15 protein-coding genes are annotated in these 15,371 nt (G+C 64.6%); 9 read left to right on the top strand and 6 right to left on the bottom strand.

The genetic code is table 11. The annotated features are described in order from the left end of the window. The first annotated feature begins 258 nt into the window (after positions 1-258). Both VFZ97_10210 and VFZ97_10205 read left to right on the top strand, forming a co-directional pair. Positions 259-1,626, top strand: a complete 1,368-nt coding sequence (locus VFZ97_10210; GenBank protein ID HEX6393807.1) for a hypothetical protein — start codon at positions 259-261, stop codon at positions 1,624-1,626. Between the two features lie 260 nt (positions 1,627-1,886). Then, entirely contained in the window at positions 1,887-2,870 is a 984-nt protein-coding gene (locus VFZ97_10205) for a hypothetical protein (protein ID HEX6393806.1), read from the top strand. A gap of 32 nt (positions 2,871-2,902) precedes the next feature. Here VFZ97_10205 and VFZ97_10200 read toward each other — a convergent pair whose 3' ends face one another. Then, entirely contained in the window at positions 2,903-3,346 is a 444-nt protein-coding gene (locus VFZ97_10200; protein HEX6393805.1) for an ester cyclase, read from the bottom strand. 239 nt (positions 3,347-3,585) lie between these two features. On the opposite strand from VFZ97_10200, the gene VFZ97_10195 reads away from it, so the two are divergent. From VFZ97_10195 to VFZ97_10180, 4 genes are all read left to right on the top strand, one after another. Beyond that, entirely contained in the window at positions 3,586-4,182 is a 597-nt protein-coding gene (locus tag VFZ97_10195) for an MFS transporter (GenBank protein ID HEX6393804.1), read from the top strand. A 286-nt stretch (positions 4,183-4,468) separates the two neighbouring features. Then, complete coding sequence (locus VFZ97_10190) at positions 4,469-4,771, top strand: GNAT family N-acetyltransferase (protein ID HEX6393803.1); 303 nt, start codon at positions 4,469-4,471, stop codon at positions 4,769-4,771. A 28-nt stretch (positions 4,772-4,799) separates the two neighbouring features. Then, positions 4,800-5,726: a pirin family protein gene (locus tag VFZ97_10185; GenBank protein ID HEX6393802.1), complete on the top strand. Its 927-nt coding sequence runs from the start codon at positions 4,800-4,802 to the stop codon at positions 5,724-5,726. A 32-nt stretch (positions 5,727-5,758) separates the two neighbouring features. Next, positions 5,759-5,893, top strand: coding sequence for a hypothetical protein (locus tag VFZ97_10180; GenBank protein HEX6393801.1), 135 nt, complete (start codon positions 5,759-5,761; stop codon positions 5,891-5,893). A 6-nt stretch (positions 5,894-5,899) separates the two neighbouring features. Here the strand turns inward: VFZ97_10180 and VFZ97_10175 are convergent, their stop codons facing one another. The 4 genes from VFZ97_10175 to VFZ97_10160 all read right to left on the bottom strand — a co-directional run bounded on the left by VFZ97_10175 (position 5,900) and on the right by VFZ97_10160 (position 10,996). After that, entirely contained in the window at positions 5,900-6,271 is a 372-nt protein-coding gene (locus tag VFZ97_10175; protein HEX6393800.1) for an STAS domain-containing protein, read from the bottom strand. Positions 6,272-6,276: 5 nt separating this feature from the next. Further along, positions 6,277-7,860, bottom strand: coding sequence for an MFS transporter (locus tag VFZ97_10170; GenBank protein HEX6393799.1), 1,584 nt, complete (start codon positions 7,858-7,860; stop codon positions 6,277-6,279). A 140-nt stretch (positions 7,861-8,000) separates the two neighbouring features. Then, positions 8,001-8,207: a hypothetical protein gene (locus tag VFZ97_10165; protein ID HEX6393798.1), complete on the bottom strand. Its 207-nt coding sequence runs from the start codon at positions 8,205-8,207 to the stop codon at positions 8,001-8,003. A gap of 83 nt (positions 8,208-8,290) precedes the next feature. Continuing rightward, complete coding sequence (locus VFZ97_10160) at positions 8,291-10,996, bottom strand: LuxR C-terminal-related transcriptional regulator (GenBank protein HEX6393797.1); 2,706 nt, start codon at positions 10,994-10,996, stop codon at positions 8,291-8,293. An 818-nt stretch (positions 10,997-11,814) separates the two neighbouring features. Here VFZ97_10160 and VFZ97_10155 point away from each other — a divergent pair. From VFZ97_10155 to VFZ97_10145, 3 genes are all read left to right on the top strand, one after another. After that, a complete protein-coding gene (locus tag VFZ97_10155; GenBank protein ID HEX6393796.1) occupies positions 11,815-11,985 on the top strand; it encodes a hypothetical protein in 171 nt (56 codons plus the stop codon). A 155-nt stretch (positions 11,986-12,140) separates the two neighbouring features. Continuing rightward, positions 12,141-12,812, top strand: a complete 672-nt coding sequence (locus VFZ97_10150) for an ATP-binding protein (protein HEX6393795.1) — start codon at positions 12,141-12,143, stop codon at positions 12,810-12,812. Beyond that, positions 12,758-14,890, top strand: coding sequence for a LuxR C-terminal-related transcriptional regulator (locus tag VFZ97_10145; GenBank protein ID HEX6393794.1), 2,133 nt, complete (start codon positions 12,758-12,760; stop codon positions 14,888-14,890). The genes VFZ97_10150 and VFZ97_10145 overlap by 55 nt, the downstream gene beginning before the upstream one ends. A gap of 25 nt (positions 14,891-14,915) precedes the next feature. Here the strand turns inward: VFZ97_10145 and VFZ97_10140 are convergent, their stop codons facing one another. Next, positions 14,916-15,317, bottom strand: a complete 402-nt coding sequence (locus VFZ97_10140; GenBank protein ID HEX6393793.1) for a limonene-1,2-epoxide hydrolase family protein — start codon at positions 15,315-15,317, stop codon at positions 14,916-14,918. Between the last annotated feature and the right edge of the window lie 54 nt (positions 15,318-15,371).

The following is a 15,371-nucleotide window of genomic DNA, read 5'->3' as shown; positions in this document are numbered from 1 at the left end:
GCTTTTCTCGCAGGGTCCATTTTGACGACGGACAGGACTGCTCGTTCACGAAAGATTAGTGACCCGAACCCTTGTCAAATTTCGGGAAAAGTCTGTGCGGATTCTCAGAAAGTCTGTAGCGGGTCGTCTCGCTCCGAGGACTATACGCCGGCACAAGGAGCTGGAGAGAGTCTGCCAAATGCCCGCTCTCGCAGGAGTCGGCACGCCGCGCTCAATCTCGCGTGCCCTCTGCATCGCCCCACCCGAACAGGAGAGAACATGAGACGACCTACCGTCCGCCGATCCCGACTCATCGCCGCTTTGCTCACGTTGGGCGGATCGGCCGGGATCATTCTGAGCCAGATCGCGTACGCGCCTGTGAGTCACGCCTCTGACCGTCCCGGCGCCGCGGAGGGACTCGGCCAACTCAGTGGTCTGCTGCCCAGAGACCACCTGACCGAAGAGAGCGCCATCCAGGTTGACCTGACCCACGAGACGGTCCGGCTGCCGCTCTACCCCGGAACGGCACCCGTGCCGACCAACCCCTCCAGGACCGAGAAGGTGTGGTTCGTCCTCCTGGACGCCTCCGACCAGGGACTCGCGCACGACCTCGGCGTCAACTTCGCACCCAAACTGGCGAACATCGCTATCAGCGACCCGGCAGCGGTGCAGACAGTGACTCTCGACAGCCCGACCCCCACCGAGAACAAGTTCGGTCCCGCTGTCGTGCACTTCGCGGGCGCTCCGGACTTCACCCCCACCCGGATCGCAGTACCCGGCCCCAACGGCTTCCCTCTCGCCAAGTTCCAGCCCGGCTCCGTCGCAGGCCCGGGGTACAGCCCCTTCATCAAGATCGCCGGGTCGGACGTCGTGTACAACGCGCCGATCGTCGCGGCGGGTGACGGTCCGTTCGACGTGACCACGCACACGAACACCGAAGACCGCGTCCTCGGCGTGCACATCGCGCCGCCGTCGCCGCCGGGCCAGTTCCTGCAGTCGTTCGCGGACCTGCTGTTCGTCAAGGGATTCGACGCCGGCCAGCCGATCGTCTACCTGAGCACGGACGCCGGCCAACGCCTGACCGCCGTGCTGGAGCGCTCGACGTACGTTCCCGCCCTCGACACCGCCGCATACAACGGCGGCGATGACTTCCTCGGCTCGGCCAGGGAGCGCCTGTTCGGGTTCATCAACGGCCAGACGGGCGAGGACAATCCCCAGGCCCAGGGTTTCCGGAACCTCATAGTTGACGGGCACGGCGCCGAGGACGCGTCCGCAGCGAACACGGGTTTGATCAACGACCTTCGCAACGGAGGGGACCTGCTCAACGTGTTCGGCGACTTCCCGACCCTGACCGATCCTCGCCACGCCGACGCATACAGCCCCCTGTGGGACGCCCAGCTCGGCCTGTGGACTCAGAAGGCGATCGATGAGGGCCTGAACAAGCGCCAGATCGACGAGAACCAGGTGTTCAACCTGGCTGCCACCCGACCCGACCTGATCACCGGCGTCGATCCCGCCACCGGTCAGCCGGCTGCGTATGGTGCGTCAGGTGTCGACATCAACTGTGCGGTGATCGGCTTCACCCACGACGCTCCGACCGCCAACCTGGCGGCGCCGGTGCCGAACTCTCAGTTCCCTCCCCTGTAGAGGGATCCAGCCGTCCGGTTTGTCGGCCCCGGAGCTAGCACTGAGCGAGCGCGGGGCCGACAACCAATTCCGGCCAGGCCGGAGTCGCCGACGCGAGAATCGGCACCGTCGTCTGATAGCCCCAAGGCTCGGGGACAGGAGCCGGGCTCGTCACGGGCGGGCGCGGGACAGAATGTCCGGCATGGACCTGCGCGATTGGTCAGCTGCACGGTGACCACAAGGTGACGAGCGTATTGGGGCGAGTTCGGGGAGCCGGCGTCGTGGCTGTGACAGCCGCATTCCTCCTCGTGGGTGCGTTCGCGCTCGGCTGCGCGTCGCGGAGTCAAGCCCCCGCGACGCCGACGCTAAGGTTCGGCGTGATCACCAAGACGACGCAGAAGTTGGACAGCCTCGTCTGGACCGGCACTCAGTTCTTATACGTCGAGAACACCACGAATACGGTCTGGGCCGCACCGCCCTCCGGACACCCACTTGCGCGGTTCGCGACGATGCCAAGTCTGGTCGAGGAGACCCGCTGCGTCCTCTCGCCCGGCATCCAGGGGTTCCCGCCCGACACGATCTTTTGCCATTCGCCGGACAACAAGATTTATGAGATCAGCCCTGACGGCTCGAGCGTGACCCTGTTCGCGAGCCTTCCCGCTCCTTTCCCCCCGGCTTCGGACGGAGCGCTGGCATTCGATACGGTCGGCCGCTTCGGCTACCGGCTGGTCGCGGCGACCGGGCGCTCCGGCGGCTCTCAACCAGCCGGAGGCCTGGTGTACACGATCGACCCGCACGGACAGGTCCAGCGAGTCGGCAGCTACGCCGTGCCGGGGGGCGCCGACGAGCTCGTGATCGCCCCTCCTGGCTTCGGTTCGGCCGCCGGGGACGCGCTCCTCACGGTCGACGCTGGCGCGAGCGGCGCCGTCGTCGCGGTCGACCCCGGCGGGAGGACACGGACGATCGCAACTTTCGCCGAAGGCCCGAATCCGATCGCCGCGATCCCGAACCCTCCCGGGAGCACCAAGGGAGCTCGCGCACCGCTTTCGGGCCTATACCTGAATGACGACGCGACGGGCTACACCTACCTTGCGCCGGCGGCCTCCCTCGCCAGATACGCGGGCGATGTGATCGTCGGCACCGAGGCCCGCCCCGACTTCTGGATTCTCCAGCCCAGGGGCAACGGTTTCGCGAAGGTACCGTTGCGGAACAACCTGCCCGCCGGTACCTACAGCCTCGAGCAGGCGATCTTCGTCAGTAGCTGACAGTTCTGGACCATTCAAGAGCGGGGGGGGGATTACCCGGCCCAGGGAAGTGATATCGCCCCGAGCTGGCTGGCGAATGAGGCCATATCGTCGAGCGCCCACTCTTCGCTGATCTTGCCGTCGTCGTTCACCCTGTAGATGTCGACGGCGTCCCATTGCACGCGGCGACCGGTGTTGGGTATTCCCAACAGGTCGGCGCTGTGTGTAGCGGTTACGACCAGTCGCATGGCAACCAGATCTCCGCTGGCGATCAGATCCTGTTCAGCGGCGTTCAGATCCGGAAGTGCACCGATGAAAGCTCGGAGCAGGTTGACCACGTTGTCGACACCGGCGATCTTCCCCAAGGAACCGCCGTGCCATACGACATCATCGGTGAAGTAGTCGCAAGCCCGATCTGGCTGGTGCTCGTTGAACACCCGGGCAACGAATTCCCGCGCCACCTCGACCTTTCTTTCGATCGGCAGTGTGTCACTCATGGAACGGCTCACTCCTTTGTGGTTGATGCTTGTGCAACAAGCGGTGCGATCCCGAGCATGTTCTGGCGGCCATCCGCGAACTGGTCAGATGTCCAAGGCCGACCCGTCCAGACTCGGGAGTGCGGCTGTCACCGATCAATGGCCGCATCACCTCCTGCACCATTCTCTGAAATGTTGGCCCAAAGATCATCTAGGAAACCCCTAGTCCTCGCCGGAGCCCTCGCAGAACTCTGTTGGTCGTGGCTCGCCGTCGCGTCTCCGTCTCCCGCCGGGCGATGTGGCGCCTGCCCTGGCGCCGGGACCGGCGCTGGCTGATCCTGGGCGTCATCGGGCTGGCCCAGTTGATGGTGGTCCTCGATCTCACTGTGATGAACGTCGCCCTGCCGTCGGCGCAGAGAGCCCTCCACTTCAGCACCGCCGGCCGCCAATGGGTGGTCACCGCCTACGGGCTGGCGTTCGGGAGCCTGCTGCTTCTCGGTGGCCGGCTCGCCGACCTTCTGGGCCGGAAGGTCACCTTCTTGATCGGCCTGGTGGGCTTCGCCGGAGTGTCCGCCATCGGTGGCGCTTCAGTGAACTTCGCCATGCTGATAACCGCGCGGGCCTGCCAGGGTGCGTTCGCGGCGCTGCTGGTGCCCTCAGCTCTGTCGCTTTTGACCACCAACTTCACCGAGCCAGCCGACCGCGGTAAGGCGTTCGGCATCTTCGGGGCGATCGTCGGGGCCGGCGGAGCGGTCGGTTTGCTGCTCGGCGGGGTTCTGACCGAATTCCTGTCGTGGCGCTGGACCATGTATGTCAACCTGATCTTCGCCCGGGTGGCGTTCACGGCGCTGTCGTAGGCGGCGTCTTGCTCCGCCCCGGCCCAATGAATCAGAAGGGTGTCGCTGCCTTCCCCGATGACCAAATCGCCGCGGCACGGACCGAAGGCGCCGCGCTCGGCAGCTAGGGCGACCGGGTCTTCCCATGGCAGCTCATTTTTGAGGACCTCTGTTGTTCGACGCCCGGCCATCTCACTCCTCGCCGCTCTAAGAGGAGCCTGTAGTGCGCACCCATCCCGCGCTTGCGACGAGTCGACGCATTGCTTCGGTCTTCTGGTTTCCGGTGGTCTTGCCGGTACGATGCGCCATGGCACGGTCAGTGATCGATGACACCGCTGCTGAAAGGTTCGCTGTCACGATGGACGGGGCCACCGCCAAGCTGGAGTACGAGGTGGACGGTGGCCGCTTGTTGCTACTTCACACCGAAGTCCCGGAGGTGTTTCGTGGGCAAGGCGTGGCCGCCCGGCTGGTCGAAGCGGCGCTGGCGAATGCGGGTGAGGACAAGCTGACGATCGTGCCGTGGTGCCCATACGCCCGGCGGTGGCTGAAAGAGCATCCAGAGCGAATCGGCGATGCCTTCGTGGACTTCAAGACGCCGCCCCCTGGGTGATGGCGGAGCCGATAGAGAGGTTGCAGGTGTGAGTGGACCTGTCACAGATCTTGACGCTGACACGGTGCCTGCTGCCGGTGACCCGGTGGGCGACATCGAGATCATGGAGAGCAGGTCGGCCACGGTCGGCGCGATGGCAGTGCGGCGTGCGCTGCCCCAACGTGGCCGGCGGACCGTCGGCGCTTGGTGTTTTTTCGATCACGCTGGACCGGTCGATGCCGCAAGCGGTGAGTCCGGGATCGGGCCGCATCCCCATATCGGGCTTCAGACGGTCACCTGGGTGCTCGCAGGTGAGCTGGTGCATCGCGACAGCCTCGGCAGCGAGCAGCCGATCAGGCCTGGGGAGCTGAACCTGATGACCGCCGGCCGTGGGATCGTTCACGCCGAGGAGCATCCCGTCGGCGGCCCTGTGCATATCGCCCAGCTGTGGGTGGCCCAGCCCGAGGCGACCCGGAACGCCCCTCCCGAGTTCGAGCATCACGGTGAGCTTCCCAGACTCGATTTGGGAGGCGGATCCACCGCGACGGTTCTCGTCGGCGAGGTTGGTGGCGCCCGCTCGAGCGCTCGGCGGGACAGCGATCACGTTGGGGTCGATCTTGAGCTGAGCTCGGATGTCGAGCTCCCGGCCGAGCGATCCTTCGAGTACGCGGTCGTTCCGCTCGAGGGCGTTGTGCAGGTTGAGGGACGTGTCGCCGAGCCAGGCCATCTGGTCTATCTCGGGCTTGGCCGTGATGAGATCCGACTGCGAACCCCGGACCGGGCGAGAGCTGTGCTGGTCGGTGGGGTGCCATTCGAAGAGCCGATCTTGATGTGGTGGAACTACGTGGCCCGCACCCGAGAGGAGATCTCGGCGGCCCATCAGGAGTGGACATCTCGAAGCGAACGCTTCACTGTTCCAACCTCGTCGCTGGCACCGATCGACGTGGACGGTCCGCCCTGGGCGCCTTCGGACTGACCCACGCTCGTTGGTGCAAATAATTGGCGTTCGTGTTCGACCCGACGATGCGGGAGCCAGGCAGCGTCGCCGAGCTGGTAGTGCGCTGCGTCGAGGCGGAGGGCGTCACCCACGTCACGCGCGCTACGGGATCCTCGGCGTCTGTGTCGGATCAGGCCAGGGCGTAGCTCTGCTCATCGAAAACCTTCAGTGAGGAGCAGAGCGCCGACATCGTCGTCGAGCTCGGCGAGCGCCTGATCGATTGTCTCCAAGACGCTGACGATCGCGTCCAAGCCGGCTTCGTCAAGCACGTCCCGGATGCTTCCTGTCGGGGCAACCACCGCAACTTGAGTTCGCTGATCTTGGGCTCGCCTAATGGCACCGACCAGAGCAGTCAGCCCAGAGCCGTCAATGAAGCGCATCTCTGAAAGGTCGATGATCAGTCCAGGTCCACCAAGGCACAATGCGATGGCTCCTCGGAAGGTCGTCGCGGTGCTCGCGTCGAGGTTTCCTTTCGCGGCACAGACGACTGTGGCTTTCCCGGTGACCATCTCTACCTGAAGCATCGTCTTCACCCGTGGCACCCGCTCTGTACCATCACCCGAACCACGGAGCCCGGGCTCGAAGCAGCAACCGGCTGGATCGCCGACGTGGCCGGCACTAGAGCCTTCTCCGCTGGACGGTCTGTAGCCTCGTCGCGGGCGGTCAGCTCCTCCGGATGCGATTTGGCAGGGATGGGGCGAAGCAGCCATCCGCCGATGATGGCCGCGCTGAAGAGGAGCAGGGCAGCGACAACGAAGGCATAAGCCCAGGAGCTGGTGCTAGCGGCGGCGAGGGTCTCGGGGGATGGTTGAACGGGGCGGACGGCGTCGAAACGAGCCGTCGCAACTGCCGTCAGCACCGCGAGACCCAGCGACCCGCCTATCTGCTGGACTGCGTTGAGGAGAGCCGACGCAACCCCAGCGTCCTCCTGGGGTACCCCGGAAACCGCCGCCGAAGTGACGCTCACGAAGGCGCCACCCATGCCTGCTCCGATTAACAGGAGAGACGGCAACACGTCGAGGTAACCCGTCGTGGGCGAAATGCGCGCCAGCAACGCCAGACCGCCGGCTCCTAGGAGGAACCCGGTCACGAGTATGGGACGGGGGCCGAGGCGACCGAGGATTCTCGAGCCAACGCCGGCGCTGATGACGAGCGTGACCGTCAGGGGGAGGTAGGCGACGCCCGTCTTCAGAGCCGAGTAGTGCAGGACGTTCTGCATATACAGGGTCAGGAAGAAGAACACGCCGAACAGCCCGGCACCTGCGATGAGCATCCCAACGTCGGCCCCGACCAGTGTTCGGTTGCGAAACAGCCGCGGCGGCACGAGCGGATGGCGGCCCCTCAACTGGAGGACGACAAAGACGGCCAGAAGTACAACCGCGGCCGCAAGGACCAAGATCGTCGTCGCCGATCCCCAGCCCCACACGTTCGCTCGCACGAGTCCGAAGACCAGCGCCCCCAACCCGGCCGTGGCCGCTACGGCGCCGGGTACGTCGAACCCACCAGCGACGGGGTCGCGGCTCTCGTCGATCAGCCGGAACGGAGCCACGGCGGCGAAAGCAGCGATCGGCAGGTTCACGAAAAATACCCACCGCCACGACAGTTGCGTCGTTAGTAGGCCCCCCGCTAACAGCCCAATAGCGCCTCCAGCACCGGCGATAGCCGCCCATACCCCGAGTGCCCGGTTGCGCTCTTCTCCCTCGATGAAGATGACAGTCAGCAGGCTGAGCGCGGCAGGGGCCATGAACGCTGCCCCTAGTCCCTGGACCGCCCGTGAGGCCACCAGCAGGCCCGAGGAGTTGGCTAGGCCGCAGGCCAGGCTGGCCATGGCGAAGACTACGACGCCCGACACGAAGACCAGGCGCCGGCCATAGCGGTCGGCGACGCGGCCCCCGAGGAGGAGGAAACCTCCGAATGTGAGGACGTAGGCGTTGACGACCCACTGGAGATCGGCCGCCGAGGAGAAGTGAAGGGCGCGCTGCATGGATGGCAGGGCCACGTTCACGATGGTCGTGTCGAGGACCACCATGAGCTGTGCCAGGGCCAAGACGGCCAGAGCAGCCCACTTGGATCGGCTATCGGGGCTGGTCGGGTTGGGCTCCAACTCGGTCATGTTCGTCACGTCCATTTCCTCGGTTTCGAACCAGCCGCCAACACCATTTTCCGCCCTCTTTGAGCATCATGACGATCGTTTGTACCGATGGCATCCATGAAAACCCCAGTCGTGGCCTGGGCCTCGAAACTGGCGCTCCGTTAGGGCTCACGGACGGTCGACGGTCCGACTTGGCGGAGTTCGAGAATCTCGAGCCCAAGCGCTTCGATCTTTGCTAGAACCCCGTACACCGCTGACCGATCCTCGAGCGGACCCGTGAGCACGGTCTCGCCGGCCCGCGCCTCCGAACCCATGGTCGGAAAAGCCGACAGAGCAGTGGCTCCGAGTCGCCCCTTTATCCGGATCATGTACTGACACCCCGAATTTGTGGCCACCCGATGATCTTGGGTCCCGATCCAGTGAGCGGTCGCCACCGGAATCCGGTGATTCCTTAGCAGGGGGAGGCGGAATTCACCTGCGGCCGTGATTCAGCGCGCCCGATCGCAAGGAGCCGCAGCTCGCGTGCTTGTTGCACGGCCGAAGTGCGGTCGGTCGCGCCGAGCTTGGAGTAGATACTGCGGATGTGCGTGTTGACCGTGTTGACCGAGACGTGGAGAGATCGTGCTATCTCGGGCCGGGTGAGGTTCGTCGGCAGAAAGCGGAGCACCCGCAGCTCGCTCGGGCTGAGTTCCTCCGTTGGCGATAGACGCTCCCTGTCAATGCGTGGCATCGGTCCGCCTCGTACGAGGTCAACGACGTCCGCCAGCAAAGCGCTATGCGCCGTTTGGTGACGTGGAAGGACGTCGAGGAGGTCGCGAGCTCTGAACAGAGCAAACGGGAAGACCAGTCGATCTGGTTCGGCAGCAGCGAGCGCAGCCTCGGTTGCGGCAGCGGCGGCGTTCCGATCGCCGAGGGCCAGGTGGGCGAGGCCTGCGATCACATGCGCTTCCACGAGAGCGTACGCCGGAAAGCCAGGCGGTAGCGTCATGCGCTGGACATCGCCAAGCGACGCTAGCGCCGTGGCCGGGTCTCCCTCCGCCAGGCTAATTGCGGCTCGCGCGAGGTCAACTGCGTCAATCCATTCGTGTTTGGTGGAGAACCCATCGACGGTTGCGCGCGCTTCGTCTGGCATCCCGAGGCAAGCGAGCCATTCGGCGATCACTGGTGCCGCTATGTGCACACCGGTGAGAAGTGACTGCGCCCTTACCGCGCCGGTCAACGCCTCCCGTGCCCGTTGATGCTCGCCGCGACCGGCATGCAACATGCCGGTCACCATGTGCAGCAGCACTTCGGGAGCAGGGTCGACGTCTGGCTGCAGGACTTGCCAACCGCGCCGAAGGTAACGTTCGCCCTCCTCGAAGTCGCCAGTCCACACCTCTATTGAGGCAACCGCCGCGAACGCGGGCGCCAACACGGGGCGATCACTCAGGCCATAGCGCTCGGCCAGAGCTATCGCGTGACGACCGCGTTGGCGCGCGGTCGTCAACGAGACGAGCGGCGAGGGAAAGGCTTGATAGGCGCGACACGCGACCTCTATATAGGGTCGCCCGATGGCCTCCGCGAGCGTCGCTCCTTCGGTTACGTGCCGGTGGGCATCGGCGAATTGCCCCGACCATGTCTCGACGATCCCGAGGTTCATGAGCGCGACTGCGCGCAACTCGGCGTCCATCCCGATCAGGCCGCTCGACTCATCCGCGGTCGTCGCATCGAGCAGATTCACCTGCTCGACAACTTTCGCGAACTGGCCGCTGCGCTGTGCGATTGACAATCGCAGGGACGCGGTGGCTATCGCCAAGCGACGGCGGCGGGCAGGAGGAGCTGACTCGAGGTGGGACTCGGCCACCGCCAGTTGAGCCGAAGCGTCCTCCAGCCGCCCCCGGGTTAGCTGAGTTGCTGCTTGAGCCAATGCCAACTCAGGGTGGTTGGCTGATGCCCCGGGGGGGAACGACCGTAAGAGCGCGGCGATGCTGCCTTCCTGACCGTCGAGGGTCAGGCCGAACAAATGGTCGCCGAGTAGCCGGGCAGCATCGGGCCAGTCGCCGGCCTCGAGTGTATGGCGAATGGGCTCGACGAGCTCACCGTGGTCAGCGAACCATGCTGCGGCCTTGCGGTGCAGGTCAGGAACTTCCTGCGCCAACTTCCGGCGCAGTTCCAACCGGAGGAAATCCGCCAGGAGCTGGTGGTAGCGGAACCAGGTGCGCTGGGGGTCAAGCGAAACTACGAACGCGTTGGCGTCCTCCAGTGCCAGCAGCGCCTGTTCACAGCCCGGGCGGCCAGCCAGGAGGTCGGCCAGCTCGCCATTCAACCGATCGGCCACCGAGGTCCGCAAGAGCATGCTCTGAACCTCGACTGGCTGGCGCTCGAACATCTCAGCCATCAGGTATTCCCCGATCGCCCTGTCGGTCCCGGAGAACTCATCGACGAAGCGGTCAGGTTCCGGGTGACCGATGAGTGAGATAACGGCCAGTCGCAGTCCCGCGGCCCAGCCCTCCGTACGTTCGTACAACGCTGCCGCTCCAGAATCCGACAAACTGATCCGAGAAGCGGCGAGCAGTTCGCGTGTCTCGCTCACCGTGAACCGCAGATCCGCGGCGCGAAGCTCGGCGACCTGGTCACCCAGCCTGAGCCGGTGCAATCTGATCGGCGGGTCGCGGCGGGACGACAGCACCAGACGCGCAGATTCCGGAAGAACGCTGAGCAGGTGTTCGAGTTGGGAGACGGCTTCAGCTGAACTCAGCTCGTGGAGATCGTCTATGACCAAGACGATGACTCCCGCCGCGTTGGTGAGCTCCGATACGACCGTGTCGACCAACACATCGACGTCAGGAACAGGGGTAGGGACCGGGCCTCGTGACCTATCGGTGGAATCCGTTTGGCGGATCGCGCCCAAGACGGCGAGCCAGAACTGCTGGGCATCCTGTTGGTCAGAGGATACCGACACGAAGGCGACCCGGCGATCCCCGATGGCTCGGTCAGACCACGCACGCAGAAGGGACGTCTTCCCGCTCCCCGGAGGCGCCGAGATGACGGTCACCTTCTTCAGGGAGGCGCGATCTAGCGCCGCCAAGAGATGATCACGACGAAGCAAACCCGCAGCGCCCTGGGGTTCCGCCAAGGCCGCCCCGCTACGAGGCCCGGCCTGCGGAATCGTCCCCACGCGGGTCATCCTCGCGCGTCTAGGAGATGTACTCAACCGGCCAACTTTGACAATTACGAGGCCAACTTTGACAATTACAATTACAATTAGCGGCCCTTTGACCTCAGGGTCCGTCAAGCTCTGCGTCGCCGGCGAATCACTGGTATCCGGTGATGGCGACTCACCTGGATCGGGTCCATCGTCCCTATCGATGGATGGCGCCCGCAGGCCTGACCAGTTCTCCGCCGGGTGTTTGCGCGCGACTGAGGATTTCCTGGGTGCGACATAGCAGGGAGGAACACCACCATGGCGCCAGGCCGCCTACGAGTGGCCGAGCGTCAAAGCTTGACCTTACGAGGGGAGACAGAAATGTCCGCTGACACTGTTGACGCGACCACCGAGGCCTTCGCAAACACGCGCCCGAGCCGAGCGGCAGACCTTTCGGACTACGCGCCGATCCCACATGCAGCGTTGGGGCCAGCGCTCAACGAGCAGGGCTACTACGTGAAGCGTGTGGAGCGGAACCTTTACTGGGTCACCGACGGCACCTACCAAGCAGCATTCCTGACGACGCCGGACGGCGTTGTTCTGCTCGACGCGCCGCCCACCATCGGTCACAACATCCAGCGAGCCGTGAACGAGATCGCCTCCGCGAACGGCGTAACTAATGAGGTCACCCACCTCATCTACTCGCACCATCATGCCGATCACGCTGGCGCGTCCTCACTGTTCGGTAAGAACGTCGCACGATCGGGCACGAGGAGACCCGGAAGCTCCTGCTTCGTGATGACGACCCGACCAGGCCGCCGCCCGAAGAGACGTTCCAGGATCGCCGCACGTTGGAGATCGGGGGCGAGCGGATCGAGCTGGTGTGGCACGGCTACAGCCACTCGCCGGACAACGTCTTCATTCACCTGCCCGACCACGAAACGCTGATGCTGATCGACATCGTCAACCCGGGTTGGGCCCCCGTGTACCAAAGCAACCTCACCGAAGACGTCCCGGGGTAAGCCGTATGACAGGGCGGGGGCTGTTGGACGCTTTGGTCTCGAGCGCTTCGTGGGACGCCAACCGACTCCAACATTCCCTTGATCATGTCCCGGTGCCATGATGGGCACGCATGCATCCAACTCGGCCACCGCATGTCGATACGAGGTCACGGAGGGTGCAACTGGTCGGCCGTGTACGTGAGCGCGAGCTGCTAGACCGGCTGCTCGCAACGGCTCTCAGCGGGCGAGGCGGGTCACTGGTGCTCCTCGGTGAGCCTGGGATCGGCAAGACAGCGTTGCTCGACTACGCGGCGCAGGCGGGTGAAGAATTCCAGGTCGTCCGTACAGCCGGAATTGAGGGCGAAATGGACTTTCCCTATTCCGGACTTCACCGGCTCTGCAAGCCCAGTCTGGCCTTCCTGGAGCATCTGCCGCTCCCCCAGAGGGAGGCCCTTGCCGTCTCTTTGGGGCTGAGCGTCGGCCAAGCACCGGAGCTCTTCTTGGTCGCGCTGGCGGTCCTTGGCCTTTTGTCCGAGGCGGCGAATGAATGGCCAGTCCTGTGCATCATCGATGACGCACAGTGGCTCGACCGCGAATCGGCGCGAGCGCTTGCCTTCATCGCTCGGCGCCTCTTGGCGGAGAGGATCGCCCTCGTGTTCGCGATGCGCGAACCAGGCAACTTGCTCGCCGGGCTACCCGAGCTTCACCTCGGACCCTGGGTAATCGTGACGCCCGAGCCCTCTTGGAGTCGGCCCTACCGGCTCGCCTCGATGACACCGTCCTGGAGAGGATCGTGGTTGAGACGCGTGGGAACCCGCTCGCGTTGCTGGAATTGCCGAAGAGCCTAACTCCCGCGCAGCTAGCGGGCGGATTCGGGCCGCCCGCAGCGGTTCCCCTTTCGACCGCAATCGAGGACAGCTTCACGCGGCGCCTAGCCGCCCTTCCATATGACGCCCGTCGCTTGCTGACGCTCGCGGCGGCCGATCCGGTCGGCGATCCAGCTCTGGTGTGGAGGGCAGCAGAACGACTCCGAATCCCGGAGTCAGCCGCCGAAGTGGTTGAGTCGAAGGACTTGTTGGTTCTCAGCCCGCAGGTGGTGTTTCCTCACCCGCTGGCGCGCTCGGCCGCGTATCGCTCAGCCAGTCCCAACGAGCGGCGGGAGGCTCATAGAGCTCTGGCTCAGGCGACCGATGCGAAAGTAGATCCCGATCGCCGCGCCTGGCATCGGGCGCAGGCGGCATGGAAGCCGGATGAGGATGTTGCAGCCGAGCTCGAGGAGTCAGCAACCCGAGCGCAAGCGCGCGGTGGGTTCGCAGCGGCAGCGGCCTTTTTGGAGCGAGCGACGGCCTTGACTCCTGTGAAGGCGCGACAGTCCCGGCGCGCGCTCGCGGCGGCACAGGCGAAGTTACATTCCGGAGCGCTCGATGATGCGTTGCGATTAGTCGCCATAGCCGAAGCGGGAAGCCTCGGTAATCTCGAACTCGCAAAGGCCGCGTTACTACGCGGCCAAGTTTCATTCCTGCAGACGCGCAGCAGCGAGGCCACAGCACTGCTGCTTGGCGCCGCCGAACGGCTGCGTAATGTCGATCCCGAGTTGGCACGCTCGACATACTTGGAGGCGCTGACGTCGGCCATATTCGCGGGGTCGACGGCCCGACCCGGCGCCAGCGCGCGCGACGTAGCAGAGGATGCGAAGGCGGCACCCCAATCACCGAAGCCACGCGTCCCGGACCTGCTTCTCGATGGTCTAGTTGCACTTCTCGGTGACAGTTATGGTGCTTCTGTGCCGATCCTCCGTCAGGCGCAGCGCGAACTCCGCGCCGAGACGTCGAAGACCGAGCACCTTCGTTGGATGTGGGGAGCAACCGTCTCGACACTTCTGCTGTGGGACGACGAAGGTTGGGAGAGTTTCGCGGACCTACACCTTGAGCTGGTCCGCGAGACCGGAGCGCTGAGCGACCTGGCGATAGCCCTCAGTCACCGCGGGCAGATGCATGTCTTCGCGGGCGAGCTGACGTCGGCCGCATCGCTCCAAGATGCCATTGAAGAGGCAACGGAGCTGACGGGCAGCCCCCTGGCTCCGTACCATGGAGCGGCGCTGATGGCCATGCGCGGCCGCGAAGTTGAAGCTAGGAAGTTCATAAGTGCAGCTCGCGCCGAAGTGATCAGGCGAGGCGAGGGGGCAGGCCTTTCCTTCATGGATTGGGCCGAGTCGGTGATGTTCAACGGGCTTGGACGCTACGCGGATGCGCTGGAGGCAGCGCGACGGGTAGTCGACCATTCGGAACTTGTCGAGCTGAACTGGGCCATGCCTGAACTAATTGAAGCAGCCTTACGGGTCGGGGACCTTGACCTTGCGGTCGAAACCGATCGGCGTCTATCCGAGAGGACCAGGGCGAGCGGGACGGATTGGGCTCTGGGAATTGCCGCCCGGTCGCACGCATTGCTATCTGAGGGCAGGCGCGCCGATGAACTGTATTCAGAATCCCTTGAGCGATTGGGGCGCACTCGACTCGCTGTCGACCTAGCACGCGCCCACCTTCTCTACGGCGAATGGCTCAGGCGGGAGCAGCGACAGCGTGACGCGCGTGAACATTTGAGAGTCGCCCACCAGCTCTTCTCGGAATTCGGAATGGAAGCATTCGCGCAACGCTCAGAGAACGAGCTCAATGCGACCGGGGAAAGGGCGCGCCGGCGAACCGTTGACACTCGATACGACCTGACCCCCCAGGAACGACGGATCACGCAGCTTGCTGCGAACGGTTCGACCAACAAGGAGATCGCCGCCGAGCTTTACATCAGTGCCGCGACGGTCGAGTACCACCTCCACAAGGTCTTTCGCAAGCTCGGTGTTATGTCCAGGACCCAGCTCGCCCGGAAGTGGATCGAGTCGGGTGCGGGATCGCGGGCTCCCGGGCAGCCTTAACGCATGTTGGCCCCCTGCTTCGACCTCAACCTGCAGTGAGGCGGTCGCCCATTTGCCTTGTGAACTGGTTCAGGTCGAAATAGTCCCGCCAAGCTCTGATCTTGCCGTCGACGACCTCGAATGTCCCCATGACCGGCAACCCGAACGACTCGTCGGACAGCTTGAAGACGTCCACCCGCTCGGTCATCACAACCGGACCATCGCTCGCGATATTGACCACCTGGAAGTCGATACCCTCGACGCCTGGGGGGCCAGGGCGGATGAACGAGTCGATATATTCTGCGATGTTCTCTCTGCCGACGACGGGCTCTGCCGGAATGTTGTGGTAGACGGCGTCGTCGCTGAAGAATGCCGCCAAGTCATCGGTTGCGACGTTGTCGGACCAAGCGGCGCAGAACCTGCGTACAACCTCTCGCGGGCTCTCCATCTGGTTCCTCCTCCGGTCGGGCTTCGGTCCTTCGGTCATGGGGTCTCATCCATT

The sequence above is a fragment of the Acidimicrobiales bacterium genome, from assembly GCA_036378675.1.
In the GTDB taxonomy this organism is placed as follows: domain Bacteria; phylum Actinomycetota; class Acidimicrobiia; order Acidimicrobiales; family Palsa-688; genus DASUWA01.
Note: the sequence above shows the minus strand (reverse complement) of the source record. Positions and strands in the feature narration are given on the sequence as shown.